Origin of the sequence: Campylobacter showae (assembly GCF_963515975.1) — a bacterium.
GTDB lineage: Bacteria > Campylobacterota > Campylobacteria > Campylobacterales > Campylobacteraceae > Campylobacter_A > Campylobacter_A showae_F.
This window is the reverse complement of sequence record NZ_CAUPZM010000002.1, coordinates 106,905-132,839: the sequence shown is the minus strand read 5'-3', so window position 1 is coordinate 132,839 and position 25,935 is coordinate 106,905. Positions and strand designations below refer to the sequence as shown.

At 45.5% G+C, this 25,935-nt stretch carries 21 protein-coding genes and 1 pseudogene; 19 read left to right on the top strand and 3 right to left on the bottom strand.

Annotation, left to right across the window (positions count from 1 at the left end):
• The first annotated feature begins 126 nt into the window (after positions 1-126).
• The 12 genes from RWM02_RS01380 to RWM02_RS01325 all read left to right on the top strand — a co-directional run bounded on the left by RWM02_RS01380 (position 127) and on the right by RWM02_RS01325 (position 10,833).
• A complete protein-coding gene (locus tag RWM02_RS01380) occupies positions 127-1,386 on the top strand; it encodes a S41 family peptidase (protein ID WP_462804022.1) in 1,260 nt (419 codons plus the stop codon).
• 11 nt (positions 1,387-1,397) lie between these two features.
• The gene (gene purC / locus RWM02_RS01375; RefSeq protein WP_314068625.1) at positions 1,398-2,114 is read left to right on the top strand and encodes a phosphoribosylaminoimidazolesuccinocarboxamide synthase; all 717 of its coding nucleotides are present in this window, start codon (positions 1,398-1,400) and stop codon (positions 2,112-2,114) included.
• Between the two features lies 1 nt (position 2,115).
• Complete coding sequence (gene purS / locus RWM02_RS01370; protein ID WP_314068623.1) at positions 2,116-2,376, top strand: phosphoribosylformylglycinamidine synthase subunit PurS; 261 nt, start codon at positions 2,116-2,118, stop codon at positions 2,374-2,376.
• Complete coding sequence (gene purQ, locus RWM02_RS01365; protein WP_122862984.1) at positions 2,373-3,038, top strand: phosphoribosylformylglycinamidine synthase subunit PurQ; 666 nt, start codon at positions 2,373-2,375, stop codon at positions 3,036-3,038. Before purS ends, purQ begins: the two co-directional genes overlap by 4 nt.
• A complete protein-coding gene (locus tag RWM02_RS01360; protein WP_314068621.1) occupies positions 3,032-4,384 on the top strand; it encodes an SH3 domain-containing protein in 1,353 nt (450 codons plus the stop codon). Before purQ ends, RWM02_RS01360 begins: the two co-directional genes overlap by 7 nt.
• On the top strand, positions 4,371-5,057 hold the full coding sequence (locus RWM02_RS01355) for a lysophospholipid acyltransferase family protein (RefSeq protein WP_314068620.1): 687 nt from the start codon (positions 4,371-4,373) through the stop codon (positions 5,055-5,057). Before RWM02_RS01360 ends, RWM02_RS01355 begins: the two co-directional genes overlap by 14 nt.
• A gap of 151 nt (positions 5,058-5,208) precedes the next feature.
• On the top strand, positions 5,209-5,376 hold the full coding sequence (locus RWM02_RS01350) for a hypothetical protein (protein ID WP_314068619.1): 168 nt from the start codon (positions 5,209-5,211) through the stop codon (positions 5,374-5,376).
• A gap of 137 nt (positions 5,377-5,513) precedes the next feature.
• Positions 5,514-6,104 (top strand): hypothetical protein, encoded by a 591-nt coding sequence (locus RWM02_RS01345; RefSeq protein ID WP_314068617.1) that lies wholly within the window; start codon positions 5,514-5,516, stop codon positions 6,102-6,104.
• A 223-nt stretch (positions 6,105-6,327) separates the two neighbouring features.
• Positions 6,328-7,176, top strand: a complete 849-nt coding sequence (locus RWM02_RS01340; protein ID WP_314068616.1) for a hypothetical protein — start codon at positions 6,328-6,330, stop codon at positions 7,174-7,176.
• A gap of 338 nt (positions 7,177-7,514) precedes the next feature.
• Positions 7,515-9,368 carry a molecular chaperone HtpG gene (gene htpG, locus RWM02_RS01335; RefSeq protein ID WP_314068615.1) on the top strand — a complete coding sequence of 618 codons (1,854 nt, stop codon included), beginning with the start codon at positions 7,515-7,517 and terminating at the stop codon, positions 9,366-9,368.
• Positions 9,369-9,613: 245 nt separating this feature from the next.
• On the top strand, positions 9,614-10,120 hold the full coding sequence (locus RWM02_RS01330; RefSeq protein ID WP_314068613.1) for a PAS domain-containing protein: 507 nt from the start codon (positions 9,614-9,616) through the stop codon (positions 10,118-10,120).
• Positions 10,117-10,833 carry an imidazole glycerol phosphate synthase gene (locus tag RWM02_RS01325; RefSeq protein WP_122862978.1) on the top strand — a complete coding sequence of 239 codons (717 nt, stop codon included), beginning with the start codon at positions 10,117-10,119 and terminating at the stop codon, positions 10,831-10,833. The genes RWM02_RS01330 and RWM02_RS01325 overlap by 4 nt, the downstream gene beginning before the upstream one ends.
• Positions 10,834-10,956: 123 nt before the next feature.
• On the opposite strand, the gene RWM02_RS01320 is transcribed toward RWM02_RS01325, so the two are convergent.
• Positions 10,957-11,994 (bottom strand): UDP-N-acetylglucosamine--N-acetylmuramyl-(pentapeptide) pyrophosphoryl-undecaprenol N-acetylglucosamine transferase, encoded by a 1,038-nt coding sequence (locus tag RWM02_RS01320; protein ID WP_390887712.1) that lies wholly within the window; start codon positions 11,992-11,994, stop codon positions 10,957-10,959.
• A 169-nt stretch (positions 11,995-12,163) separates the two neighbouring features.
• Positions 12,164-13,324, bottom strand: coding sequence for an FtsW/RodA/SpoVE family cell cycle protein (locus RWM02_RS01315; RefSeq protein WP_122862977.1), 1,161 nt, complete (start codon positions 13,322-13,324; stop codon positions 12,164-12,166).
• A gap of 230 nt (positions 13,325-13,554) precedes the next feature.
• Between RWM02_RS01315 and RWM02_RS01310 the strand changes: the two are divergent.
• The 7 genes and pseudogenes from RWM02_RS01310 (at position 13,555) to RWM02_RS01280 (ending at position 24,243) form a co-directional block, all read left to right on the top strand.
• Positions 13,555-15,754: pseudogene (locus RWM02_RS01310) on the top strand (TonB-dependent receptor).
• A 392-nt stretch (positions 15,755-16,146) separates the two neighbouring features.
• Positions 16,147-18,309 carry a TonB-dependent receptor gene (locus RWM02_RS01305; RefSeq protein WP_314068610.1) on the top strand — a complete coding sequence of 721 codons (2,163 nt, stop codon included), beginning with the start codon at positions 16,147-16,149 and terminating at the stop codon, positions 18,307-18,309.
• 134 nt (positions 18,310-18,443) lie between these two features.
• Positions 18,444-19,295 carry a class I SAM-dependent methyltransferase gene (locus RWM02_RS01300; protein ID WP_314068608.1) on the top strand — a complete coding sequence of 284 codons (852 nt, stop codon included), beginning with the start codon at positions 18,444-18,446 and terminating at the stop codon, positions 19,293-19,295.
• Complete coding sequence (locus RWM02_RS01295; protein WP_314068607.1) at positions 19,288-20,298, top strand: FecCD family ABC transporter permease; 1,011 nt, start codon at positions 19,288-19,290, stop codon at positions 20,296-20,298. The genes RWM02_RS01300 and RWM02_RS01295 overlap by 8 nt, the downstream gene beginning before the upstream one ends.
• Positions 20,295-21,071: an ABC transporter ATP-binding protein gene (locus tag RWM02_RS01290; protein WP_314068605.1), complete on the top strand. Its 777-nt coding sequence runs from the start codon at positions 20,295-20,297 to the stop codon at positions 21,069-21,071. Before RWM02_RS01295 ends, RWM02_RS01290 begins: the two co-directional genes overlap by 4 nt.
• A 9-nt stretch (positions 21,072-21,080) precedes the next feature.
• Complete coding sequence (locus tag RWM02_RS01285; protein WP_314068604.1) at positions 21,081-22,085, top strand: ABC transporter substrate-binding protein; 1,005 nt, start codon at positions 21,081-21,083, stop codon at positions 22,083-22,085.
• Positions 22,086-22,209: 124 nt separating this feature from the next.
• Positions 22,210-24,243 carry an ATP-dependent helicase gene (locus RWM02_RS01280; protein ID WP_314068603.1) on the top strand — a complete coding sequence of 678 codons (2,034 nt, stop codon included), beginning with the start codon at positions 22,210-22,212 and terminating at the stop codon, positions 24,241-24,243.
• Positions 24,244-24,471: 228 nt separating this feature from the next.
• On the opposite strand, the gene RWM02_RS01275 is transcribed toward RWM02_RS01280, so the two are convergent.
• Positions 24,472-25,908 (bottom strand): UDP-N-acetylmuramoyl-tripeptide--D-alanyl-D-alanine ligase, encoded by a 1,437-nt coding sequence (locus tag RWM02_RS01275; RefSeq protein ID WP_314068601.1) that lies wholly within the window; start codon positions 25,906-25,908, stop codon positions 24,472-24,474.
• Positions 25,909-25,935 lie beyond the last annotated feature (27 nt).

Below are 25,935 nucleotides of genomic sequence, written 5' to 3'. Positions count from 1 at the left end.
ATTAAATTTTATTAAATCTTTTATCCTATTTTTAGGCAAATTTAACTAAAATACCCCCACTAAAAAGGCAGGAGATTAACTTTGAATAAAAAAAAGATGTTTTTGTTTTCGAGCGTTGCGGGCGCGATGATTTTCGGAGCGGTTTTTAGCGCAAATTTAAATGCTAAAGCCACCGAGGACGGCTCAAATTCTAAACTACAATCGCTCTCAAAACTTACAAAAACCATTTCTACTATCGAAAAATACTATGTTGATGATTTACAGTTTAAAGAGATCGTGGATAAAGCTATAGAGGGGCTTTTGAACAACCTCGACGCGCATTCCGGATTTTTAAACGAAAAGGCGTTTAAAGATATGCAAGTGCAGACAAACGGGGAATTTGGCGGCCTTGGCATCACGGTCGGTATGAAAGACGGCGCGCTAACCGTCATCTCGCCTATCGAAAATACGCCTGCGGATAAAGCCGGCATAAAAAGCGGCGACATCATACTTCGCATCGACGGAAACGCGACTCTAGGCACTACCATAGACGAAGCGGTAAATAAAATGCGCGGCAAACCAAAGACGCCTATCACGATAACTATCGTGCGAAAAGGCGAGCAAAAACCGTTTGACGTGAAGCTCGTGCGCGACATCATCTCGGTCGAGTCCGTTTACGCAAAGATGATCGAAAAAGACAACATCCTCTATCTTCGCGTGACGAATTTTGATAAGCACGTAACCGAAAAGGCAGAGGAATTTATCAAAAAATATCCAAAAGCGGAAGGCATCATCCTTGACCTTCGAAACAACCCGGGCGGACTTTTAAACCAAGCGGTCGGACTGACGAATTTGTTTATAGATAACGGTGTGATCGTATCTCAAAAGGGCAGAAACGAGAGCGAAAATAGCGAATTTAAAGCCGCGAGAGCAAATAAAATCACAAATTTACCGCTTGCGGTGCTAGTTAACGGTGGAAGCGCGAGCGCGAGCGAGATCGTGAGCGGATCGCTACAAGACCACAAACGAGCCGTTGTTATCGGTGAAAAGACGTTCGGTAAAGGTAGCGTGCAGATCATCCTGCCAGTCGATGACAAAGAGGCTATCCGCCTAACGATAGCTCGCTACTATCTGCCTAGCGGCCGCACTATACAAGCAACGGGCGTGGAGCCTGATATTATCGTATTTCCTGGTAAAGTGCCTCAGCATGACGAAAATGCCTTTTCTATAAAAGAGAGCGAACTAAAAAAACACCTAACCAACGAACTGAGCAAAATAGACGCAAATAGCGACAAAAACTCTACGAAAATCACGGATAATAAGACTATAATAACCGAGGCTAACGTAAACGACGATATACAGCTAAAATCGGCGATTGACGCGATCAAAATTTTACAGCTAAAATAAGGAGTGCAAAAATGCAAAAAAAAGAGCTGATCTACGAGGGTAAGGGAAAAAAGATGTTCGCAACGGACGATGCGAACTTGCTAATAGCGGAATTTAAGGACGACCTAACCGCCTTTGATGCGCAAAAAAGAGGCAATGAAGCCGGCAAGGGCGCGCTAAATAACAAAATTTCGACGCAGCTTTTTAATCTTTTAAAAGAAAAAGGCATACCGACTCACCTGGTCGAAACTCTAAGCGACACCGAACAGCTCGTGAAAAAATGCGAAATCATCCCGCTTGAAGTGGTCGTGAGAAACATCGCTACCGGCTCGCTAACAAAGCGCCTTGCGATAAAAGAAGGCACGGTTTTGTCGTTTCCATTGGTAGAGTTTTACTACAAAAACGACGACCTGCACGATCCGCTCGTAAACGACGAACACTGCCTAATCATGGGCTTAGTTAAGAGCGAAAACGACCTTAACAGACTAAAGCATATGGGTCGCGAGATAAACGCTATCCTCTTTAAATTTTTCGCAGACAGAAACTTAAAATTAGTCGATTTTAAAGTGGAATTTGGCGTCGATAAGGACGGAAATATCCTTCTAGCAGACGAGATCAGTCCGGATAGCTGCCGCTTTTGGGACGCGACTACGAACGAAAAACTCGATAAAGACAGATTTCGCCAAGATCTCGGTAACGTAAAAGTCGCCTACGAAGAAGTTTTAAAAAGAATTTTATCTAAGGTTTAAAATGAAAGCTATCATCAACGTATCCCTAAAAAACGGCGTTTTAGATCCGCAAGGAAAGGCTGTCGAGCACGCGCTTGGCTCGCTTGGATTTAACAACGTAAGCGGCGTGCGAATAGGCAAACAAATCATACTGGAAATAAACGCCGCAAGCAAAGACGAAGCGCGCAAGGAGCTCACCAAAATGTGCGAGGAGTTACTCGCAAACACCGTCATCGAGGACTACGAGATAAATTTGAACGATAAATGCGAGAGCGCAAAATGAAAGTCGCCATCGTTTTGTTTCCAGGCACGAACTGCGAGCAAGATACAAAGTACGCTTTTGAGCTTTTGGGGTGCCAGACGCAGATAATCTGGCACAAAGAAAGCGAGATAAATGCCGATCTAATCGTACTTCCGGGCGGATTTAGCTACGGCGACTACCTGCGCACGGCGGCTATCGCTAAATTTAGCCCCGCGATGAGCGCAGTCGTAAAACACGCCCAAAAAGGCGGATACGTGCTTGGTATTTGCAACGGATTTCAGATGCTGTGCGAGCTAAAACTACTCGTGGGCGCAATGAGACGAAACGAAAATTTAAGCTTCATCTCAAAATACCACCACCTAAAAGTGATCTCTAACGCAAATAAATTTCTCTCAAATTTAAGCGTAGGCGAGATCGTAAACATCCCGATCGCTCACGGCGAGGGTAACTTTTACGCCGACGAGACGACGTTAAAAGGTCTCTACGACAACGATCAGGTCCTGCTAAAATACTGCGACGCAAACGGCGCCGCGCTAAATCCAAACGGCTCGGTCGACGAGGTGGCTGGAATTTGCGATAAGAACAAAAAGATATTCGGTCTCATGCCTCACCCAGAGCGCGCCTGCGAGAAGTTTTTGGGTACGGACGATGGATTAAAGATGCTAAAAGGGCTAGTTTGCTAAAGCCCTTTTTAGCCTTTTTTACTATATTTGTTTTAGCTTGCACAGCCACCGAGCCTAGCGTATTTGATATGATGGGCGACGAGCAAAGCCAAAAAGTGATCAAGCCTGCTCCGCAAACGCCCGCACAAAAGCCAAATTTACAAAACAAAGCGCCAAGCGCGCAAAATAGAACTCCTGCCCAGACGCAAAGCGCGGCTACTCAAAACAGAACCCCCGCAACGCAAAGCCAAACCGTAAGCAACCAAGGCGGCACGCATCTGCGCCAGCCTATCCCGCAAAATATCGCTCCTACGAACGAACCTGAGTTAAATTTAAAAGACAGCCAACTATACGAGCGCGTGCAGCCAAACGATATCATTATCAAGGCTCTAAACGCGCCAAAGCAAGTCTACGTCGGGCAAATTTTTAGCTTTACGCTTTCGGTCGATATCCAGGATAATATCGCGGTTGATTTGCAAACCATCTTGCCTGAAACCGAAAATCTAAAATGGTTAAGCTCAAATTTGCGCTGGGATAACGACGGCAAGGGCGTTCATAGGGCTCAAATTTACGCAGAGGCTTCCGCTCAAGCCGTGCAAAATCCAAAAATCACGGTAAATTTAAAGCGTAACGGCGAGTTTTTCCAGACGGCAAATTTGACGCTTTCGCTACCTAAAATCGTAGCGCTAAAAAGCGGCGAGAAATACAACCACGTCGTCGCTCAAAATCTCGAAGTCAAAAAATACAAAACCAACAAATTTGACGACAAAAATCTCATCATGATCGTCGAAGTAAACGCACAAAAAGGCAATATAGCGGACTTTTTCATCGAGGATAAGGACATCATCAAACAAGGCGTGGACTCTACAAGCGGCGAATTTGACGCGCAAAGCGGATATTATTTCGCGATATTTTCGCCCGAAAAAACCTCGATCGATTTTAACTACTTCAGCCTCGCCAAAAAAGATTTTGTGAGCTTTTCGCTCCCGGTAGTCGTGGAGGACGACGAGATCAGCACGCAAATCGGACTAAATCCAAAGCAAAGCAAATTTGAAATTTACAAAAATATCGGAGTTTACGCGCTTTTTGGTATATTTTTGATCACGTTTTTGTTTAAGCGCGATGCGATATTCCTCGTCGTGGTAGTCGGCCTTGGAGCTTATATCCTTTACAGCTACAACCCGTTTGGCGGCGCGACGCTAAGGCAAAATATAAACGTAAAAATTTTACCTACGCAAAACTCGAGCGTATTTTATACCTCAAAAGCGGAGGAAAAGGTCGAGATCCTCGGCGAACGCGAGGATTACGTCAAAATTTTACTAGACGACGGCAAGATAGGCTGGGTGAAAAAAGATGATATTTTCTAGGATAAAGGCCGCGTATTTCGCGGTCGAGTTTTTGATCAGCATACTTTTGGTCGTGTTTTTCATGTGGCTTTTTAAAAAATACATCCACGCCGTAAGGAAATTTTGGGGCAGGAGTCAGCGATTTTTCGGTTTTTACTCGCTCGAAGTCGTCGGCAAATTTGACGAGCGCGCAAATATGATCATCATGAACCACCAAAGCATGCTAGATATCGTCGTTTTAGAAGAAGTCTATCCTAAAAATCTCTGCTGGATTGCCAAAAAAGAGATTGCCGACCTGCCCGTCATCGGACAGATCATCCACGTGCCGCAAATGATCTCAGTCGAGCGCGAGAATAAACGCTCGCTCATCAAGCTCGTAAAGGACGCGCAGGACCGCGTCGAAAAAGGGCGCGTGCTGGCGATTTTCCCAGAAGGAACGCGCTCGCACTCAAAGGAGCTTTTGCCGTTTAAAGGCGGTGCGAAAATCATCGCCGACAAGCTAAATCTAAAAATCCAGCCCATCGTGATCGCGGGTTCGGATATCTTGGATGTAAAAAATTTTAGCTTTAAAAACGGCAAAATCAAAATCATCTGCCTAGATCTCATCGACACCGCCGAGCCCGAGTGGCTAGAAAACGCAAGGGCGAAAATGCAAGAAACGCTAGATAACGAGAGGCAAAAAGCGGCGATTTAAAGCGTTGCTTTATCGTAAATTTTGCCTCACGCGTAAATTTGACGAACTTTTCAGCTAAAATTTGAACCAGATTTACCGCGAGCAAATTTAGCCCTTAAATCCGCTAGCTAAATTTGACCGCCTCGTAAAAGCCGTAAATTTAGGAGGATTTATGAAAAAGTACGCCGTTATATTTATGGTTTTAGCTCAAATTTTATTTGCTTTAAATTTGCCGGAGCCTGATTTTGAGATTTTTTATGACGAAAACGCTAGGAGCGAGCAAATAGACGCGGGTCTTGATCAAATTTTGGAGTTTTTATCGCAAACCCGCACCGCATAAACGACGAATACGGCGAATTTAACGACCGTCTTTTTTCGCCGTTTATCTACAACTTAAAAATCATAAAAACGGGCAAATTCGACTTTGAACGCATAGAAAAAGTACTCAAATTTAAGCCAGGTCTTAACTACAAATTTATGATTTTCACGCCTATTGACGCGGTTATAGCGCTTGGCATAGATCCTAACGGCAAATATAAATTCGATCAAAAAGAAGCAATACGACTCATCGACCTGCTCGTAACAAACGGCGCGGATATCGGCTCGCCCGAGCTTTTGCGCACGGCTTGCAATGCCGAAGCGTTTGAGATTTTTAGCCACCTTCTTAGCAAAGGCGCGCGCGGCAACAAAGAAACGATGCTTTGCGTGGTTGGCGGGATGGCTATTTTTATGGGTCAAAACGGCGCCTCGCCGATCGCAAACGCTCCGCTTGATCCAAAAATAAGGCAGTTTGCAAAAACCGCAAAATTTACCGAGTTTTACCGCGATAAAATGCGCTACCTCGAGGAGCTGCTAAAATTTGAGCCGCTTAGCAAATTTGAGGCTAAAGAACTGGAAGTTTTTACAAAACTAGCCGCGATCTTAGATAGCGAGGATATGGTTAAGTTTCTGCTAAAAAACGGCGTTTGCAAGCAAGAAAATTTACAAACTTCGTGCGAAAATCTCAAAAAGTACGCGACCCGTTACGATGCAAAAGAGAGCCTAAAGCTGATAAACGAAGTTAGATAGCATAACGCGGTAAGCAAGCGGCATGAAGCTAAATTTAAGGGCAAATTTAAACAAGACGGCCTACGTTAAATTTACCGCTTCAAATTTAGTCCGCTGGATTTAGACTCAAATTTTACTGCGGCGTATGTAAATTTAAGGATGGATGATGAAAATTTCTTTACGATTTTTGCCGCTCGCCCTGCTCTTTTTATTTGCGCCGCTTTTTGCGCTAGATTAAGACGAAGTGGTCAAAATTTGCGAGCAGCCAAAATCCGTGCCTGATTTTAGGGTTTTCTACGACGAAAACGCTACGAGCGAGCAGATAGATGCGGGGCTTGACCAAATTTTGGATTTTTTGCGGCAAAACCCGCACCGCGTAAACGACGAGCTGGGCGAGTATTGTGACCGCCTTTTTACGCCTTTTATATTTAACGCTAAAATATATAACACGGGCAAAATCGACTTTGAGCGGATAGAAAAAGCGCTCGAATTTAAGCCCGATCTAAACTACAAAACCGTCGTTGCTAGCCCTATTTGCAACTCCGCTTTGCCACTGACGCCACTTCCCTCAGGACAAAAGTCCAATCTTAGCGAAGCTGACATCATCCGCCTCGTAAAGCTACTGGTTAGGCACGGAGCGGATGCAAATGATAAATTTGTTTTAAGCTGCATTTACGGCGTGGACGGCTTTGGGATTTTTAAAGAGCTGCTTAGCATGAACGCCGATATGAGGGAGATCGCGCTGCAAATCGCGGTCAATATGCGCTCCTTTACTTATGAAAACGGCGCTACTTTAAAGTTTGGCGAGGCTGTAAATTTAAAGGCGGCGCAGTTTGGAAAAAGCGTGAAATTTAGGGAATTTTACCGCGAGAAAATGAGATATTTCGAGGAGTTTTTAAAAATTAAAAGCTTAAAAGAGCTTAACAAAGGCGGGCTTAGATTTTTTATAGAGACGAATTTGGCGCTTGATAACGCCGAGGCGGTCAAATTTCTGCTAGAAAACGGACTTTGCGAGCGGGCGGGCGAGTGCGAGTTTTTAAGAAAAAAGGCGAAAATTTACGAAGCGACGGAGGTTTTGAAGCTTAAATTTTAGTCGATTTTAAAAACCTGACGTCAAAATTTACAAAAACCCAAATCCCAAATTTAATGCCTGCATTTAAAACCAAAATCCAAATTTATCGGCCGCGTTTAAAATCAAATTTTAAACTTGCCGCCAAAGTTTTTAAGCTCAAATTTCAAAAACCCAAAAATCCAAATTCCAAATTTGACAGAATTTACCGTCCAAGCAAACATCAAATTTTAGTCTCAACCGCGAGTCAAATTTGAAAAACAAATTTTAGATTAGTTGATAGTAATCGTATCAAGTTTAAAGATATTCTTAGCACCTTGTGCTATAATCTGCTAAAAATTTTAAAAACAAAGGACGAAAAAATGAGCGAAAAATTTGAATTTCAAACCGAGGTAAACGAGCTGTTAAATTTGATGATACACTCGCTTTATTCAAACAAAGAGATATTTTTGCGTGAGCTCATCTCAAACGCGAGCGATGCGCTGGATAAGCTAAACTACCTCTGCCTCACGGATGATGCTTACAAAAGTCTAAGCTACTCCCCGCGAATCGATATCAAAATAGACAAGGAGAAAAAGACGCTAACTATCAGCGATAACGGCATCGGCATGGACAAAAACGAGCTGATAAACAACCTCGGCACCATCGCTAGAAGCGGTACGAAGGGCTTTTTAGATAAACTAAGCGGCCAAGCTAAAAAAGATAGCGCACTCATCGGACAGTTTGGCGTCGGGTTTTATTCGGCATTTATGGTTGCGGACAAGATCGAAGTCGTGAGCAAAAAGGCGCTTGGCGAAGAGGCCTTTATGTGGAGCTCGGATGCGAAAACCTACGAAATCTCGCCCGCGCAAAAAGATAGCCACGGCACCTCAATCACGCTTTATCTAAAAGACGACGAGTTTGCCGAGTCCTACCGCATAGAGAGTATCGTTAAAAAATACTCCAACCACATCCCGTATCCGATATTTGCGGATAAAGAAGAGTACGTAGCGCCTAAAGAGAGCGAAAAAGAGGGTTCGTACGAGACCAGAAACGTGCAGATAAATAAAGCCTCCGCACTTTGGAAAATGAGCAAAAGCGTGCTAAAAGACGCCGACTACAACGACTTTTATAAGCAAATTTCGCACGACAGCGAAGATCCGCTACTTTACGTGCACACCAAAGCCGAGGGCAAGATCGAATACACTACCCTATTTTTCGTGCCGGCGTCAGAGCCGTTTGATCTATTTCGCGTGGACTATCAAAGCGGCGTGAAACTCTACGTCAAAAGCGTATTTATCAGCGACGACGCCAAAGAGATGCTGCCGCCTTATCTTAGATTCGTCCGCGGTATCATCGACGTGGAGGATCTACCGCTAAACGTCAGTCGCGAAATCCTGCAAGAAAACGGCATAATGCGTAGCGTAAGGGAGCAAAGCGTCAAGAAAATCCTGGGCGAACTAGCCAAGCTAAAAGAAAAAGATAGAGAAAAATACATCAAATTTTATAAAATATTCGGCAAGGTGATCAAAGAGGGGCTTTACGGATTTAGCAGCGAAAAGGAGCAAATTTTAGACCTTTGCCTCTTTAAATCAAGCAAGCGCGAGGGGCTAGTCAGCCTAAAAGAGTACAAAGACGCGATGAAAGACGGTCAAAAATCGATCTACTACATCAGCGGAAATAACGAAACGATGCTAAGAAATTCGCCGCTCTTGGAGAGCTTTAAGGCTGAAGGGATAGAAGTACTCATCATGGACGAGGAGATAGACTCTATCGTCATGCCGACGGTCCAAGACTACGATAAAACGCCGATAAAAGCGGTAAATCACACCGATATCGACGCCGAGATCAAGTCTGAAAAAAGCGAAGCCGACGAGGGTAAATTCGCCGCGCTGCTAGCTAAGATGAAAGAGATACTAAAAGACGAGGTCAAGGACGTGAAGCTAAGCTCGCGGCTAAGCGAAAGCGCCGCCGTCATCGTCTATGATAAAAATGATCCCGATTACGCTACGCAGATGATGCTAAAGCAGATGGGGCATAGTGCGGGTAAAATTTTGCCGATACTGGAGATAAATCCAAAGCACGAGCTCTTTGAAAAGCTATCTCAAAACGAGGCGATGATCTATGATGCGGCGGAGCTGCTTTTGGATATGGCTAAGCTAAACGAAGGCGTCGCTATCGACGATCCATCGGCGTTTAGCAAAAAGCTAACTAAAATTTTGCTAAAAGCGATCTAAATTTAAGCCTTTTTTGGGCTTAAATTTTATTTCGGTTCGGCGGCGAAGTTAAATTTGCCGCCGAGCTTTTTAAATTTAAGCTCAAATTTACACTCCAAAATCCGCTCGCCCTACCCTTAAATTTACGGCGTAAAATTTAACCTAAAAGACGCTTACCATGCTCGCCGAATGCTAAATTTGAAAAGGCTAGTAAGCTACATTTGCGTAATATTTGGTTATAATTGCCGAAAAATTTAAGGTATAAAGTGAACGAGAATAAAGAATATTTCGTAAAAGAAGAAGATTTTATCGTATCAAAAACCGATCTAAAGGGCAGGATAACCTACTGCAATCAGCCGTTTTTAAAGATCGTCGGCGCTACGCAAGAGCAGCTTTTGCACAAGCCGCACAACATCATCAGGCACCCCGATATGCCGCGCATCGTGTTTAAGCTGCTGTGGGAGCATATCAAGGCGAAGAAGGAAATCTTTGCGTTCGTTAAAAACAAGAGCTTTGACGGCGGCTTTTACTGGGTATTTGCTAACATTACGGCTTCGCTAGACGCTAACGGCGAGATCATCGGCTACTACTCCGTCCGCCGCAAACCAAATCCAGAAGGCGTCAAATTTATCGAAGGCGTATATAGACGGCTGCTTGAGGCTGAAAAAAGCGGCGGCATGGAGGCTTCCGGTAAGCTGCTGGGACAAATTTTAGCCGGTGCCGGCGTCAGCTACGACGAGCTAGTACATAAACTTCAGCGAGGACAGATATGAGGCAGCATCCTATCTCGGGCGATATAATTAAGCTAAAAAACGAGCTTAACGAGCTTGAAAAAATGGACATCAAACCGCAAGAAGCGATCATGAGCGCCGCACAGTTTAGCGCTCTAGCAAGCGCGGTCAAAGAGCGAGGGACAAAGGCTAGCGGATATTTTTCGGCCGTTTTTGATGATGAGGACTACTATGCTAACGTCAGCGCCTATCTCTCGCAGATACTACTAGAGATATCGCTAAAAAGCGAGAAAAACGGCATAAGCACGGCGGCAAATCAAAAACTCCAAGTCGCTGCGAAAAACATCAAGGATATAACCGAGCTTTTACAAGCTCAAAGCGCCATCATGCAAAAATACAAAAGACGAAGCTTCTTTGACAAAGACGCGGCTCGTCTGCGCGCCGTAAAGACGCAACTAGCCGAGCTGCTCAAAGCGCAATCAAGACTAGATAAACTACTAAAAATGCAGGCTAGCATCATCTCAAACGTGATTTTGGGCGAGTTTAAGATGGCGTATAAATTTTTACTTTATTCTGTTTTTTTAGCAAAAAGCAGAGGCGATCAGCTCCTTTTAGCCGAGATAATCAGCGTTTGCGATAAGATCGCGGCGATGATAGAACCGGTTTTTAGCGGTCAAAGCCTGCAAACCGGCGAGCTCGTGTATCACTATCTAGTTTACGAGCTGCGAGAGCTGAAAGATGATTTTATAAACTAATCTTTTTGTTTTTTTGTATTATTTTTTTATAAATTTAGCGCGATTAAACTGCGGCAAATTTAATCATGTTTTCAAATTTGCATTAATCCAATAGATATTTAAATTTAACGCTCTGCCGTAAATTTAAATATCTTTTAAAATTTCATCCGCTATTTTTCCCGCGCCGCCGTTATCTATCTGCTTGGAAAGCTGGCTTGAAATTTGCGCTATATCCATCTCGTTTATCAAATTTAGCATCTCATCCGCATCGATCTCGCCGCCTTTTTGAAAGCAAAATTTGGCCAAATTTTGATCCACGAGAAATTTCGCATTAAATACCTGATGGTTGTTTGCGGCGTAAGGATAAGGCACAAATACGCTAGGTAGCGCATTTGCCGTGAGTTCCCACAGCGTACCCGCCCCTGCGCGGCTTATCGCTAGATCGGCACGGCTCATCTTAAGCTCTATTTTGGGATCAAAGTCAAAAAGTTCGAGCTCATCGCCGCTAAGACCAAGCTTTTTATACTCCCCTTGCAAGCTCTCAAGCGCGTTTTTTCCGCATTGATGGATGATTTTTACGCCTTTTTCTTTAAAAACGGGAGCCAGCTTTAAGGCTAACGAATTTATCGCCGCCGCACCCTGCGAACCGCCTAAAAATATCACCGTTTTTAGCTCGCTGCGAAGCCTAGCCGAGCTAAAAAATCTCTCCGCTACGGGATAGCTAAACACAGGCTTAAAATACGAGCTAAAAAAGCCCTTTGCGAGCGGTTTTAGGAGCTTGTTTAGATTGCCGATCACGGCGTTTTGCTCATGGATAAAAAGCGGCCTGCGCGATATAATCGCCGCAAATGCAGCAGGCGCCGCACTGTATCCGCCCACGCTAACGACGGCTTTTACGCCTTGGGTCTTAAAGATTTTTCGGCATTTAAAGGCTAAATTTAGGATATTAAAAAGCGAAAAAAGCTTGCCTAGTCCTTTTTTATTTACAACTCCGCTGCTGGGCAGGAAAAATTTCTCGCTAAATGCGGCGTCGTTTTCAAACCACATCTTGTCCTGTCCGCTACTGGATCCTACAAATATCGTCCTACATCCGCGCGATACCAGTTCTTCGTTTAAGGCTTTTGCGACAGCCAGGTGTCCGCCAGTGCCGCCGCCGCAGATTACGATAGTGCCGTTTTGCAGACTGCCTACAGCTTTGTTTTGGGCTTCGTCGCTAGTCAAATTTGACGGTGAAATTTCAGCTAAATTTTGCACTTTGTCTTTTAAATTTTCAGGCGTCAAATTTTACTCCTTGCCGTTTAAATTTAGAATGCTCAAATTTGCCTTACCGTGCCGCAAGTCAAATTTAAGCTCAATCTTTTACTTTTTTACTCACCATCAGCACCATGCCGACCCCTATGCAAAGCGCTAGGATCGAGCTGCCGCCGTAGCTTAGAAACGGCACGGCGATGCCCTTGATAGGCGTGATCGAGGTGATGCCGTATGAGTTCATGATGAACGAAAACGATATGAGAAGTCCGACGCCGAGCGTAAAGAGGTGGTAGACTTTGTTTTCGCTCCTTGAGGATACGCGAAAGATGCGGAAAAGCAAAATCAAAAGAAGCGACGTGATGATGAGTATCCCCAGCACCCCAACCTCCTCGGCGATACCGGCAAGTACGAAGTCCGTGTGCACTTCGCTCAAAAATCCGAGCTTAAACACGCCAGCTCCTAGCCCCTCGCCGAAAAATCCGCCGTGCTTTATGGCATTTAGCGAGTGCGAGATCTGATAGGGCTCCGGCACGCCCTCGACGCGAAACATATTTGCCATACTTTCGGGCATAAGCGAAAGAACCATATTTTGCACCGTGCCCCACCATGACTTTATACGTAATATGCGGTGTTCCGACGTAAAAATAGCCACGATAGCAAGCACCGAAGCGCCCGCCATGCCAATGACGAAAAGCCGCTTGCTAGTGCCGGCAAAAAGCATCATAACGATGAGCGTAAGCGCCAAAACGACGACTTGACCGAGGTCGTTTTGAAGGATGGCGATAAGATAAACGGCTATCAAAAACAAAAACATATAAGGCAAAATGAGCTTAAATTCCTGCTTTAGGCTCTTTTTGCTACCGTCGATCTTGCGCGCGAAACTCCATGCTAAAAAGTAAACGAAACCGATCTTAAAAAACTCCACCGGCGCTAGAGAAAAGCCAGGCAAGCGTATCCAGCGCTTGGCTCCGCCCGCATCGGTGACTAGCGAGCTAGGCAGCGCGTGCATAGCTCCCATAGCGATAGCGCAAAAGCCAAATAGACAAAAGCCGATCCAGACCATGGATTTGTCAGGGTCAAGCCGCGAGATGCCCCACATTAAAAATATCCCGATCGCCCCAACGACAAGTTGTCTGATGAAAAAATGATAAGGATCGTAGTTGAAGAAAAGCACGGTAAAAACGGGCAAGGAGAGCGAAAAAACGATACCGATAGTAATGAGCGCGACGCAAGAGTAAAATATCCACTTATCCGCCTGCATTTTTTCCTTTCCCGAGTTAAATTTAATGGGCGATTCTACTTAAATATGGCTTACAAAGATGTTAATCGGGCGTTCATAAATTTCAAATTTAGCTAAAAAATCGCCTGAAAAAAATTAAAAATATAATAATATAAATTATATCAATATATAATTTTAACTTAGTATTAAGTAAATGGTTTGTAACATACGCGCGTTATGCAAATGTAGCATAAAACTAAAAAGGAGTCTAAATGAGAGTTAAATTTTCAGTTGCCGCATGTGCGGTTTTGGCGCTATTTACGGCGCAGGCGAACGCCGCCGATACGGTTAAGCTAGAAGGCGTCGAGATAAATAGCGTCGGCGATAACATCAGCGAGAGCGGTATCAGCGAAGGCATCCTAACCAAAAACGTGCAAAAACGGGATCCTAGCCGGTAAAAAGGTACTAGATACGCCGTATCAGATAAGCACGATCACGAAAGAAACGATGAATCACCAGGGCGTGACCGGCTTTGAGGAGGCGGTGAAGTACTTCCCGTCCGCGCAAGTGCAGATGAGAGGCGGCACCACGGTCGGTCGTCCGCAAACTTGCGGCTTTGAAGGCAGCGTCGTGGGCAACGTTTTTTGGGACGGTTTTTACGCTATCTCGACTACGGCGATCCCGATGGCTATGTTTGAGAGTTTGCAGATACAAAACGGTCTTGCCGGCTCGCTTTACGGCCCGCAAAATCCGGTCGGCGTCTTTAACTACACGAGAAAACGCCCGGTAGATAACGAGCACAGCATCTGGGCGGACTACGCTTCGCGCGAGCACTTCGGCTTAGGCGTGGATAGCTCGATGAAATTTGACAAGGTAGGCTACCGCGCGGTCGTATACGGCTCGGACGGCGCGAAACAGGTAAAAGGCAGCAACTACCAGCGCCGCCTAGCCAGCCTCACGCTCGAGTTTTATCCGACCGAGTCGCTTACGTTTGAGACTGCGGCTAGCTACTACGAGCACAACACTCACGGATTTGCGGGACTTTTTGCGCTTTACGTAAAAGACGGCATGATCAGAAACGACCTAAAGCTGCCTGATCCCGTAGATAACAAAACTCCCGGACTTGGTCAGCTATACGGCGGTATGAATCTAAAAACGACGACGGCTAGCGCTAAATTTAAATACGCTCCGAGCGAGGATTGGTATTTTGAAGGCGGATATCAGTTCCAGCGAGCCGATCGACATATACACAGCGTCGTAAATAGAATCACCGATAAAAACGGCAATTACGATACCTATCACAGCGGCGGAGCGACCGCGGCGTATAGATTTGATCTACCTAGCGGCTATCTAAAGGCGGTCACGGACTTTGATACCTGGGGGCTAAACCATAACTTTAGCGTGCAGGCAAACGGATATAGATACGTGCAGTATCGCTACTCAAATTTAAGCACGACGACGAAAGCCGGCTCGGCAAATATCAACGATCCTAAAATTTTCCCGCATCCAAACTCAAAAAAAGGCTCGAATTTATATAAACTAAGCACGACCGATATGAAAAATATCTCCGTGCTAGACGATATCACGATAAACGATAACTTTAGCTTGCTTTTAAGCCTCTCAAACAGCTGGATAAAAGAGCGCACTCGCCCGGCCATAACCGCGACGCAAAGACAGCTAAAGCCTATCGTGACTAAATACGACGAATCAGGCCTTAGCTACGGTGCGAGCTTGGTTTATAAGACGGTCGAAAACGTCAGCACGTATTTTACCTTTGCCGATAGCTTGCAACAAGGCGGCACCGGCACGAACGCCGACGGCACGACCAGCACGTTAAAACCGTACCGCTCGAAACAATACGAAATAGGCGCCAAAGCTCGCATAAACGAGATCGACTTTAGCTCGGCGGTATTTAGGATACAGCGCCCTATCGCCTATGTCGGCAGTAGCGGCAAATACGATGTCCAAGGCGAGCAAGTAAACACTGGATTTGAGTTTATGAGCGGCGGCAAAATCACCTCAAATTTAAGCGTTCTAGGCGGCTTTACGCTTATAAATTCTAAATTTAAAAATCCGCTACTAAAAGGCGCAAACGGCAAGGTCGTAAACGGCGTGCCTAAGCTAAACTCGAATTTGCTATTTGACTACGTCGTTCCAAATACCGAAAAGCTCGCATTTAGCGCAAATTTCCACTACACGAGCAAGATGTATATCGACGATCTAAACACGCAGGCTACGCCTAGCTTTTTCGTCACCGATCTTGGCGTGAGATACGTTAGCCGCGCGATGCTAGGCAAGCAAACCACTTTGCGCTTTAACGTAAATAACGTATTTAACAAAAAATACTGGGCGGGTATGTATCCTGCTAGCGCCGACGGCGCAGGCACCAGCGCTAGCGTTCTTGGCGTAGCTAACGGGCTAAGCCTGGGCGAGAGTAGGATGTTTATGCTATCGGCCGAAGTTAAATTTTAATTTGATTTAAGGCTTGTCTCGCGAGCGTCTTTAATGGAGCTAGAAATCTCCCTTGATGAACTACGTGTTCTATCTTCGGTAGAAAATTTTCTTCGCAACCATCAAAGCCGTCTCGCGATACTTTACTTTATTGCCTTACATTCAAATTTGCAACGCTTCTTGATATAAAATTTATCTTACAACACTACCTTTAAATTTAGCACCTTCGCACGTCCTTATTTTCTCAAATTTCACAAAAACAAATTTAACCAAACGCATCCATAAAAGTAAACATAAATTCATTAAATTGAAAAAATATATTACATATAAATTGCATATTAAGGTAACAAGATGTAACATCGGCTTATTTAAATATAAAAATAAATATTTTAACACTTTACAAAGGAGCATAAATGAAAATTAAAATTTCAGTCACCGCATGTGCGGTTTTAGCGCTACTTTCGGTGCAAGCAAACGCAGCCGAGACGATCAAGCTAGAAGGCGTCGAGGTAAATAGCGTCGGCGATAACATAAGTGAAAGCGGCATCAGCGAAGGCATACTAAACAAAGGCGTCGCCAGCGGTCCGCTAGCGGGCAAAAAGGTGCTTGATATGCCTTATCAGGTAAATACAATGTCGATTGAGGCGATGAACCACCAAGGCGTGGCCGGTTTTGAGGACGCGGTAAAATACTTTCCTTCGGCGCAAATTCAAGCAAGAGGCGGCGTCGAGGTCGGTCGTCCCCAGACTCGCGGCTTTCAGGGCTCAGTCGTAGGTAACGTGCTTTGGGACGGCTTTTACGCTACTTCTACTACGGCCATACCTATGTATATGTTTGAGGGGCTTCAGATACAAAACGGTCTTGCAGGCTCGCTTTATGGCGGACAAGATCCGGCGGGTATCTTTAACTACACTAGAAAACGCCCGGTACCGTTTTCAAACACGTTTTGGGCCGATTATACGAGCAGATCGAATTTCGGCGTAGGCTGGGATACTTCGGATAAATTTCAGTACGTCGGCTACCGAGGCGTGTTTTACAAGAGCGACGGCGCAAAGCAAGCTAAAAATAGCGACTACGAAAGAAATTTAGCTAGCCTAGGGCTTGATTTTTATCTAACCGAAAATTTTACTATCGAGACGAATTTTAGCTACTACAAACACAAAATGCTAGGAATACCCGGCGGCTTTTCGGTGCCGGGTAGAAACGGCGTTTTAAACTTTGCTATACCGGACGCTACAAAAAATACGAAAGCGGGCCTAGAGCAAGAGTGGGCGGGAAGCGACCTAAAAACTACGACCGCTAGCGTTAAATTTAAATACGCTCCGACAGAGCGTTGGTATTTTGAGGGCGGATATCAGTGGCAAAAAGCCATCCGCGATATGTACGGCACGAGCAAAACTTTTACGAATCAAAACGGAGATTTTAGCGTAGCGGCTAGTGGAGGAAACGGCGCGGCAAGCAGGTTTGACGTACAAAGCTGGTTTGCTAAAGCTACGACCGAGTTTGAGACGTTCGGTATAGAGCACAACTTCGGCTTGCAGGCAAACGGCTATATCTGGACGATATACGGCGCTAAAACCGCAGGCGGAAGAGCAAATTTGGGCAACTCGAATTTATATAATCCAAAAACTTTTTCAAATCCGCACGTAGCAAAAGGTAGCGGAGCTTATAAAAGTAGCCAAAGCTCTATGAAAAACCTAACTATCGCCGACGATATAAAGCTAAACGACTACTTTAGCGTCATTTTAAGCGCGGCTAGAAGCAACTTTGAGAACAAAAACAAGCAAACGGGCGTAAAAACGTACGATGAGAGCGGCACTAGCTATGCGGCGAGCTTTATTTATCGCCCTATCGAAAACGTAAGCCTATACTTAACGTATGCAGACAGCTTGCAAGCAGGCTCAAGCTATACTTATGAAAGAACCAATCCAAGATACGGCGAAACGGTCGTTTTAAAGCCGTTTAGAAGCAAGCAATACGAGATCGGCGCAAAAGCCAGGATAGAGGATATCGACCTATCTACGGCACTTTATGAGATAAAACGCCCGATAGCCTATCTAGGCGACAACAACGAGTATAGCATCCAAGGCGAGCAGGTAAATAGAGGCCTAGAATTTACCGCAGGAGGCAAGATAACAAACGATCTTAGCGTAATGGGCGGCGTCGCGCTAATACAGCCGAAGCTAAAAAAGGCAAAACAAGCCTACGCGCAGGGCAAGATCGTGGTCGGCGAACCAAAAGTTCAGTCAAATTTACTCTTTGACTACGTCGTGCCAAATACAAACAAGCTAGCCCTAAGCGCAAATTTACACTACACGGGCAAACGCTACGCCGATCAGCGCAACGTAAATGCTGTACCTGCGTACTTTACGACCGATCTTGGCATCCGCTACGTGACCAAAGAGTGGCTAGGCAAGCAAACTACGCTAAGATTTAACGTAAATAACGTATTTGATAAAAAGTACTGGGTCGGAATGTTCCCGTCAAATATCGACGGAACTACGACGGGTGCTGGCACAAGTATTTTTTTAGGACAGAGCAGAACGTTTATGCTATCGGCTGAAGTTAAATTTTAGCGGCATGTCTCGCGAGCGCCTTTAAATTCGGCAGCGATTTACCTAGTTGTCATTTTAAAAATTTTACCTTCAAATTTTGAAGTCAAATTTTAATTCGGCTTCAAAATTTAAAATTTAAATATTTTGGAGAAAAAATGCAAGGACTACTAAACTGGCAGGCAATCAGGGAGCTTAAATTTGCCCCGATGACGCGAAACGGAGCCGGCGGAAGCGCGGTTAATTGGGATGAAATAGCCCAGATGTATAACGGCATGGCCGAGCTTGAAAAACATAGCGCGCAAATTTTAGCGGATGCTTTACCGATAACGTCCGAAGATAGCGTACTAGACGTTGGTTGCGGACCAGGGCGCCTTAGCGTACCGATGGCAAGGCGAGCCAAAAGCCTAACCGCGCTTGATGCATTTGGCGGGATGCTTAAATTTTGCAAGCAAAACGCCGAAAATGCCGACGTAAAAAATATAAATTTTTTACAGAAAAGCTGGCTAGACAAAGATGCGTTAGAAATAATCGGTAAGCACGATGTCGTCGTCGCCTCGCGTTCGGTCGGTCTTGGCGATATAAAAAAACTAAACGACGCAGCAAAAAAATACGTATGTATAACTTGCTTTTTGGAAGATTATCCAAGTCTTAGAGAAATTTGGATGGATCTGCTTGCAGGTATCGACGAAAGAGCTTCAAAACGTCCGCCTTTTATAAACGAAAACCCGAGGATGTTTGGCTACAACGTCACCTTTAATATGCTTTACGATCTGGGCGCAAACGTAAACGTGCGTATCTTTGACACAATTTATGAAAAGAGCTTTGCAAGCAAGGATGAGGCTTACGAATTTTTAAAATTCGTCGGCGAGATCCCAAAAGAAAAAGAGAAAATTTTTAGAAAAAACGTGGATAAATGGCTAGTAAAAGATGAGGGCGGAGTTAAATTTTACCGCACGACGAAAAGCTACGCGATGTGGTATGACGTAAGCGAGGTAAAATTTGAATAACAAAGCCCTTTTTATCGTTTTAACGGTAGTGCTGATAGTTTGCGCTTTTATCTCTCTTACTCTTGGTAGATATAGCCTTAGTGCGTCTGAAATTTTTGCTAGTTTACACTCCTTGCTAACCGGCTCCAGCGTACAAAACGAACAAGCAAACGCCGTAATAACGCAGATCAGACTCCCTCGCATCGCCTTTGCGTTGCTTGTAGGTGCCGCCCTTTCCGCATCCGGCGCGGTCTATCAGGGGCTTTTTAAAAATCCTCTCGTATCTCCCGATATCTTAGGCGTATCTAGCGGCGCGGCGGTAGGCGCCAGCATCGCTATCATACTTTCCCTACCCGTGCTTTACGTTTCGCTAACGGCTTTTGGCTTTGGACTAGCCGCCGTTTTTGCGGTGGTTTTTTTAAGCCAATTAATAGCCAGAGGCAAGCTAAACGTTATCATAATGGTGCTTTCAGGCGTCGTTATATCCTCGCTTTTTGGAGCTTTTAGCTCGCTTTTAAAATTTCTAGCAGATAGCGAAAACAAGCTGCCTGAGATCACGTTTTGGCTGATGGGAAGCCTAGCTCGCACGGGAGGATATCAAAACGTCCTTTATATGCTAGGCGTCACGGCGTTTTGCTCGGTGCCTCTGTTTTTGCTTAGATTTAGGCTAAATATCTTAGCCTTTGGCGAAGAAGAAGCTAAAGCCATGGGCGTAAACGTCAAATTTTATAGCTTCATCATCATCTGCGCTTCTACCTTGCTGACGGCTTCTAGCGTGGCTTTTTGCGGTATAGTAGGATGGGTCGGACTCATCGTACCGCACATCGCCCGCTCTATCGTCGGGGCGAATTTTAACGTCTTGCTGCCCGTTTCTATGCTATTAGGCGCGCTATTTTTGCTAGTAGTCGATACTATCGCAAGGTGCGCGATGGCTAGCGAGATACCCCTTGGCATCATCACCTCGCTCATCGGCGCGCCCGTTTTTATCTACCTGCTTTATCAGAGCAAAAAGGGCTGGCTATGAAATTTGAGATAAAAAATTTAAGCTGCGGATACGGCAAAAAGCTAGTCGTGAAGGAATTTAGCGCCGAGCTAAAAGACGGAGAAATTTTATGCTTGCTCGGGCCAAACGGCGTGGGTAAGACGACGGTTTTTAAGACGATTTTGGGATTTTTAAAGCCATTTGGCGGAGAAATTTTAGCAGACGGGCGAGATTTTTTCGCCTTAAGCGACAAAGAGCGAGCAAAGATCGTTAGCTACGTGCCTCAGGCTCACACGCCGCCCTTTGCTTTTAGGGTTTTAGACGTCGTTTTGATGGGACGCTCGCCTTATATCGGAGCTTTTGAAAATCTAAGCGCAAATGACGTAAATATCGCCATGCAAAAGCTTGATATGCTAGCAATGAGCGAATTTGCGGATAAAATTTACACCGATATCAGCGGCGGCGAGAGGCAAATGGTCTTAATAGCAAGGGCTTTAGCGCAGGAGGCAAACGCCGTGATGCTTGACGAGCCGGCTTCAAATTTGGACTTCGGCAATCAAGTAAAAATCCTAAAAGCCGTAAAAGAGCTAGCGGCAAACGGGCATAAAATCATCATGACCTCGCACTTTGCCGAGCATGCTTTTTATATAGACGCCAAGGTCGCGCTTTTAAAAAGAGATCAAAACATCATCTGCGGCAGCGCTAGCGAAGCGATAACAGATGAAAATTTAAAACTCGCTTACGGCGCCGATATAAGAGTAGTAAAAAACCAGATCGAAGGCAGGAGCGTTTATTCCTGTGTTCCCATCATTTAAGGAGAAAAAATGAGAAAAATTTTGACGGTTTTGATACTTGCGGCTTGTCTTTTACAAGCGCGTATCATAGTAGACGACGGCGGCAAAGAGGTAAAAATACCTGATAACGTAGAGCGCGTAACGCCGATGATAGGAGCATTTACGCAGATGAGCGCGATGCTAACGGGCGAAGATAAAATCGTCTCGGGCGCGGCTAGGCTGCCTGAAATGATGAGTAAAATTTTTCCTAAAATAAAAACGATGAATAACGTAAGCGGCTCGCTAACAAGCAGCGCCGAAAGCATTATCGCCTCAAATACGCAGGTGGTTTTTGGGCCCGTCGGTATGATATTTGACGAAAATCAAAGAGCGCAGCTAGAAGCCGCCGGCATAGCGGTCGTAAATATTAATAAATTTAGCAACGCTAGCGAGATAAAAGGCGCTGTTAGCAAAATAGCCGAGATTTTAGGCGGCGATGCGGTAAAAAAGGCGGAGGAATTTAACGAGTATTTTGACGAAAATATAAAATACGTAAACCAAAAAGTTCAAAATATCAAGGATAAAAAGCGGGTTTTGGCTCTAAATTTTAACTCGGGAAATTTTAGCACGATCAGCAGCAAAGATATCGGCGCAGAGTACATAAAAATCGCAGGCGGCGTAAATTTAAGCTCGCAGGACAACGAGACGGATTTTAAGATTTCAAAGACGATAAACGAGGAGCAAGTTATCATCTTTAACCCTGACGTCATCATCACGAATTCTCGCGAAGGCAAGGAAAGAATCCTAAATAATCCCGCGTTTAAACAACTAAAAGCGGTCAAAGAGGACGCCGTTTTCGTCGTGCCTAGCGGAGTTTATCTGTGGTCGGTTAGAAGCGCCGAGGGCGCCTTGCAGCCGCTTTGGCTGGCTAAAATATTTTATCCGAAGGTTTTTAGCGAGTTAAATTTAGAAGAAGAAGTGAAGAAATTTTACCTTAAATTTTATCGCTACGAACTAAGTGACGAGGAAGTAAAACAAATACTAAATCCAAAATAAAACAGCTAAATTTTCGCCTCGCTCGGCAAACGCGGGGCGAATAAATTTAGCCCTCGCCGCTTTTGCGTTTTTATAAATTTAAGCCCGTTTGGGTATAATCTGCCCTTTTAAACGCGAGGAAAATATGCCCCTTTCAAAACTAAATCAAGAACAATACGCCGCCGCAACCGCCCCCGCCGGACACAATCTAGTCATAGCAAGTGCCGGCACCGGCAAAACCAGCACCATCGTCGCGCGCATCGCTCATCTCCTAAATTTAGGCGTAAAGCCCGAAAAAATCCTACTTCTAACCTTCACCAACAAGGCCGCGGCCGAGATGATCGAGCGTCTAAACCGACATTTTGATAAAAAAATCACCTCGCGCATCACTGCGGGCACCTTTCACTCGGTTTCTTATTCGCTGCTTAAATTTCTAGAAAAATCGGTCACGCTAAAGCAGCCTAGCGAGCTAAAAACGCTACTAAAATCGCTCGTCGAGAGGCGCAAATTTAACCACCTAAGCGACGTTAAGCCTTACGGGGGCGCCTATCTTTACGACGCGTATTCGCTGTATCAAAATTTAGCCTTAAAGCAAACGTTTGGCGAGTGGCTAAAGGAGCGAAGCGACGAACAAGGCGTTTATGCCGAGATTTATGAGGACGTTTTGCGCGAATTTGAGGAGGAAAAGAGCAAATTCGGCTATGCGGATTTTAACGACTTGCTTATCAAAATGCGTAACGAATTGAGAAAAGGCGCGCCGCTAAAATTTGAGGAAATTTTAGTCGATGAGTATCAGGACACGAACTCCCTGCAAGGCTCGCTAATCAGCGCTTTTGAGACAAAAAGTCTCTTTTGCGTCGGGGATTTTGACCAGAGCATTTACGCCTTTAACGGCGCAAACATCGAGATCATCGGCTCGTTTAAGGACCGTTTCACAGACGCTAAAATTTACGCGCTAAACATCAACTACCGCAGCAGCTCCGCCATCCTATCCCTTGCCAACAAAGTCATCGCAAACAACCCGCGCCTTTACGAAAAAAAGCTAGTCGTCGGCCGCGAGGGTAAATTTACTTCGCCAAAGCTGCTAGTTTACAACGAGCTTTTCGACCAGTACGCAAACATCGCGCAGATCATCGCCGTTTCGAAATATAAACAAGAAAATATCGCCATCATCTTCCGCAACAACTCAAGCGCCGACGGCCTAGAAGTCGCGCTGCGAGAGCTGGGTATCGGCTCCAAACGCAAGGGCGGCGTGAGCTTTTTTGAAAGCCGCGAGGTGCGCGCTGCGATGGATCTGCTAGGCATCCTCATAAACCCAAAAGACATCATGGCCTTTATCCACGTGTGCGAATACGCAAAAGGCGTGGGCGCTGCGCTTAGCAAGGAGATTTTCGAGGTGCTAAGCAAGGTCGGACACGGCGACGTCGTGCGCGGATTTTTGCAGCCTGATGAGAGCGTTGAGGCATTTGCTAAAAAAACCAAAAACTACCAACTAGGGCTTTTTGACGAGCTTGACGAGGTCGGGGGGAAGTCGCGCTTTGCTAAATTTAACTTTTGCGAGGATTTTTTTGCGCACCCGATTTTAAAAATGCAAAAACTAAGCGAGAGCGGCGGGCAATTTTTGTATGAAATTTACAACTTTTTAAGCGCCGCCAAACGCCACTCGCGCCCAACCTCGCTGATAGAGGATCTCAAAAATAGCAAAATTTACGCCCTCATCGCGGATAGCCTCGCGACCAAGCGCGCCACACAAAAAAACGGCAACATCGACGAAACGCTAAAAAAAGAGGCCCTGGAGCGCATCGCGGGCAAGCTAGAGGTGCTGGGCGAACTAGCCAAAAACTACTCGGAGGCGGAGAAATTTTATAACTTTATCACTCTGGGCAGCAGCGAGATGAGCAGCGGCGAAGGTGTAAATTTGCTAAGCGTGCACGCATCAAAGGGGCTTGAGTTTGACCTCGTTTTCGTAGTCGATCTCGCGCAAAATCGCTTCCCGAACCTCAAACTCATGAGCATGGGCGGCTCGCTCGAGGAGGAACGGCGACTCTTTTACGTAGCGGTCACGAGGGCGCGCGACGAACTGATTTTAAGCTATGCCAAATACGACAAAATCAAAAAGATAAACTACCAACCCAGCCAGTTTTTGATCGAGGCGGGGATGGCTAGCGCCGGGATTTAAATTTGACGGCAAATTTGACCGATGTGAAATTTGAAGTCGTTTAAATTTAGCCGCCTTATTTTATCTTTCATATGCCGCAGTCGGCGCTTGGCATAACCTGCACCTTGAAAAGGCATTTTTTTAAATCAATCTCCGCCGATGCAAGCGGACTAAATTTCAAATCAAATTCGAGTAGCTAGAAGTAGCGCCGCTAAATTTAACTGCGCCGCCCAAGCCCCAAATTTACGCCTACATAAAGCTCGGCGCGTCGTTTGAAAAAAGGATCAGATCGCCCGCTCTGGTGTTTTGTGCTAGGGCTTCTTGTATTTTTGATTTGTCCTTGATGACGATGACTTTTGGCCTGCTTAGGTGCTTTAGTAGCGCGACGGCGTTTAGCGAGCTTGTTAGCATAACGATGTCAAAGGTCTTGTTGATGATCTTGCTTAGCTTTTCGTTCTCTTCGTCGCTGCTCTCCATGATGCCGGGCGTCACGAGCACCTTTCGCCCCTCGTAGCTACCGACTAGCTCGTAGCTCGCGCTCATACCGTTAAAGTTACCGTTAAAACCGTCGTCGATGATGATTTTACCGCCGGCATCGATACGTTCGAGTCTATGCTCGACGTTTTTTAGGCGCGAGAGAGCGGAGGCGATCCTGGCCTCGTCTAGCCCCAGATATAGCGCGGTTTTGACGCAGGCGGCTAGATTTGCGGCGTTAAATTTACCAAGCAGCGGCGAGCTAAATTCCCTCTCTCCAAGCTTAAATTTGACCCCATCCAAGCTTGCCTCCACGCCGCTTAGGTTTTTATCGTAAATTTCTATCTTCTCGCCCTCGCTTGCCTGCGTGCTACTGTGCACGAAAGCCTTTTCTAGGCGCTTTGAGTTAAGGGCTTCAAGCTTTGTAGCGCGGATATTTTCAAGCGTCTTAAAGTACTCGATATGCTGCGCGCCGATCTCGCCGACGATCGCGATCTGCGGGTTCAAAAACTCCGTGATCTGCGCGATGTCGCCTTTTAGACGCGCGCCCGCCTCGGCGATATATATCTGCGTACCGGCGGCAAGTTCGTTATTTACGTCTTGGATGAGGCCTGCTAGCGTGTTTACGCTGCGAGGGGTTTTGCGGCAGGCGAAGTCATTTTTAAGTAGCTCAAATAGGAAATTTTTGATGCTGGTTTTGCCAAAACTCGCCGTTATCATGATGATTTTAAGCTCAGGCATCGAGGCTAGCTTTTTGCGCGCGCTGTTTTCGTAGGCCTTAAATTTAGCCTTTTCCAGCAAAAAGCTAAGCGCAAAAGAGAGCACGAGCGGCAGGACGACGCCTAAATTTACGCGGTGCTGCGTCGCGAGATAGACGGCGTAGCTAGCGATAACCGCGAGCGCTAGGATAACAAAAAATCGCTTGACTCGCGGCGTAAAAACCAGCTTTTTATCAAGCTTTTTATGCCAAAGAGTGAGGCTTGGCACCAGCGCAAAGTAAAAATAAATCCAGAAAAATCGCTCCGCCCCGTAAAAAAGCACGATCGGCACGATGAGGAAAAACACGTGCCACAGCGGCCTAGTGAAGTGAAACAGCACGCGCTCAAACTTGTATGAAAACCACTGAAGGCAGGTGATGAGATAAAATCCGAGTGCAAACGTAAATAAAATTTGCGTCGCGGCAAGGCCGATATTTATGAGGGTTTCGTTCATTTTTTCTCCTAGGTTCACTTAAGCGGG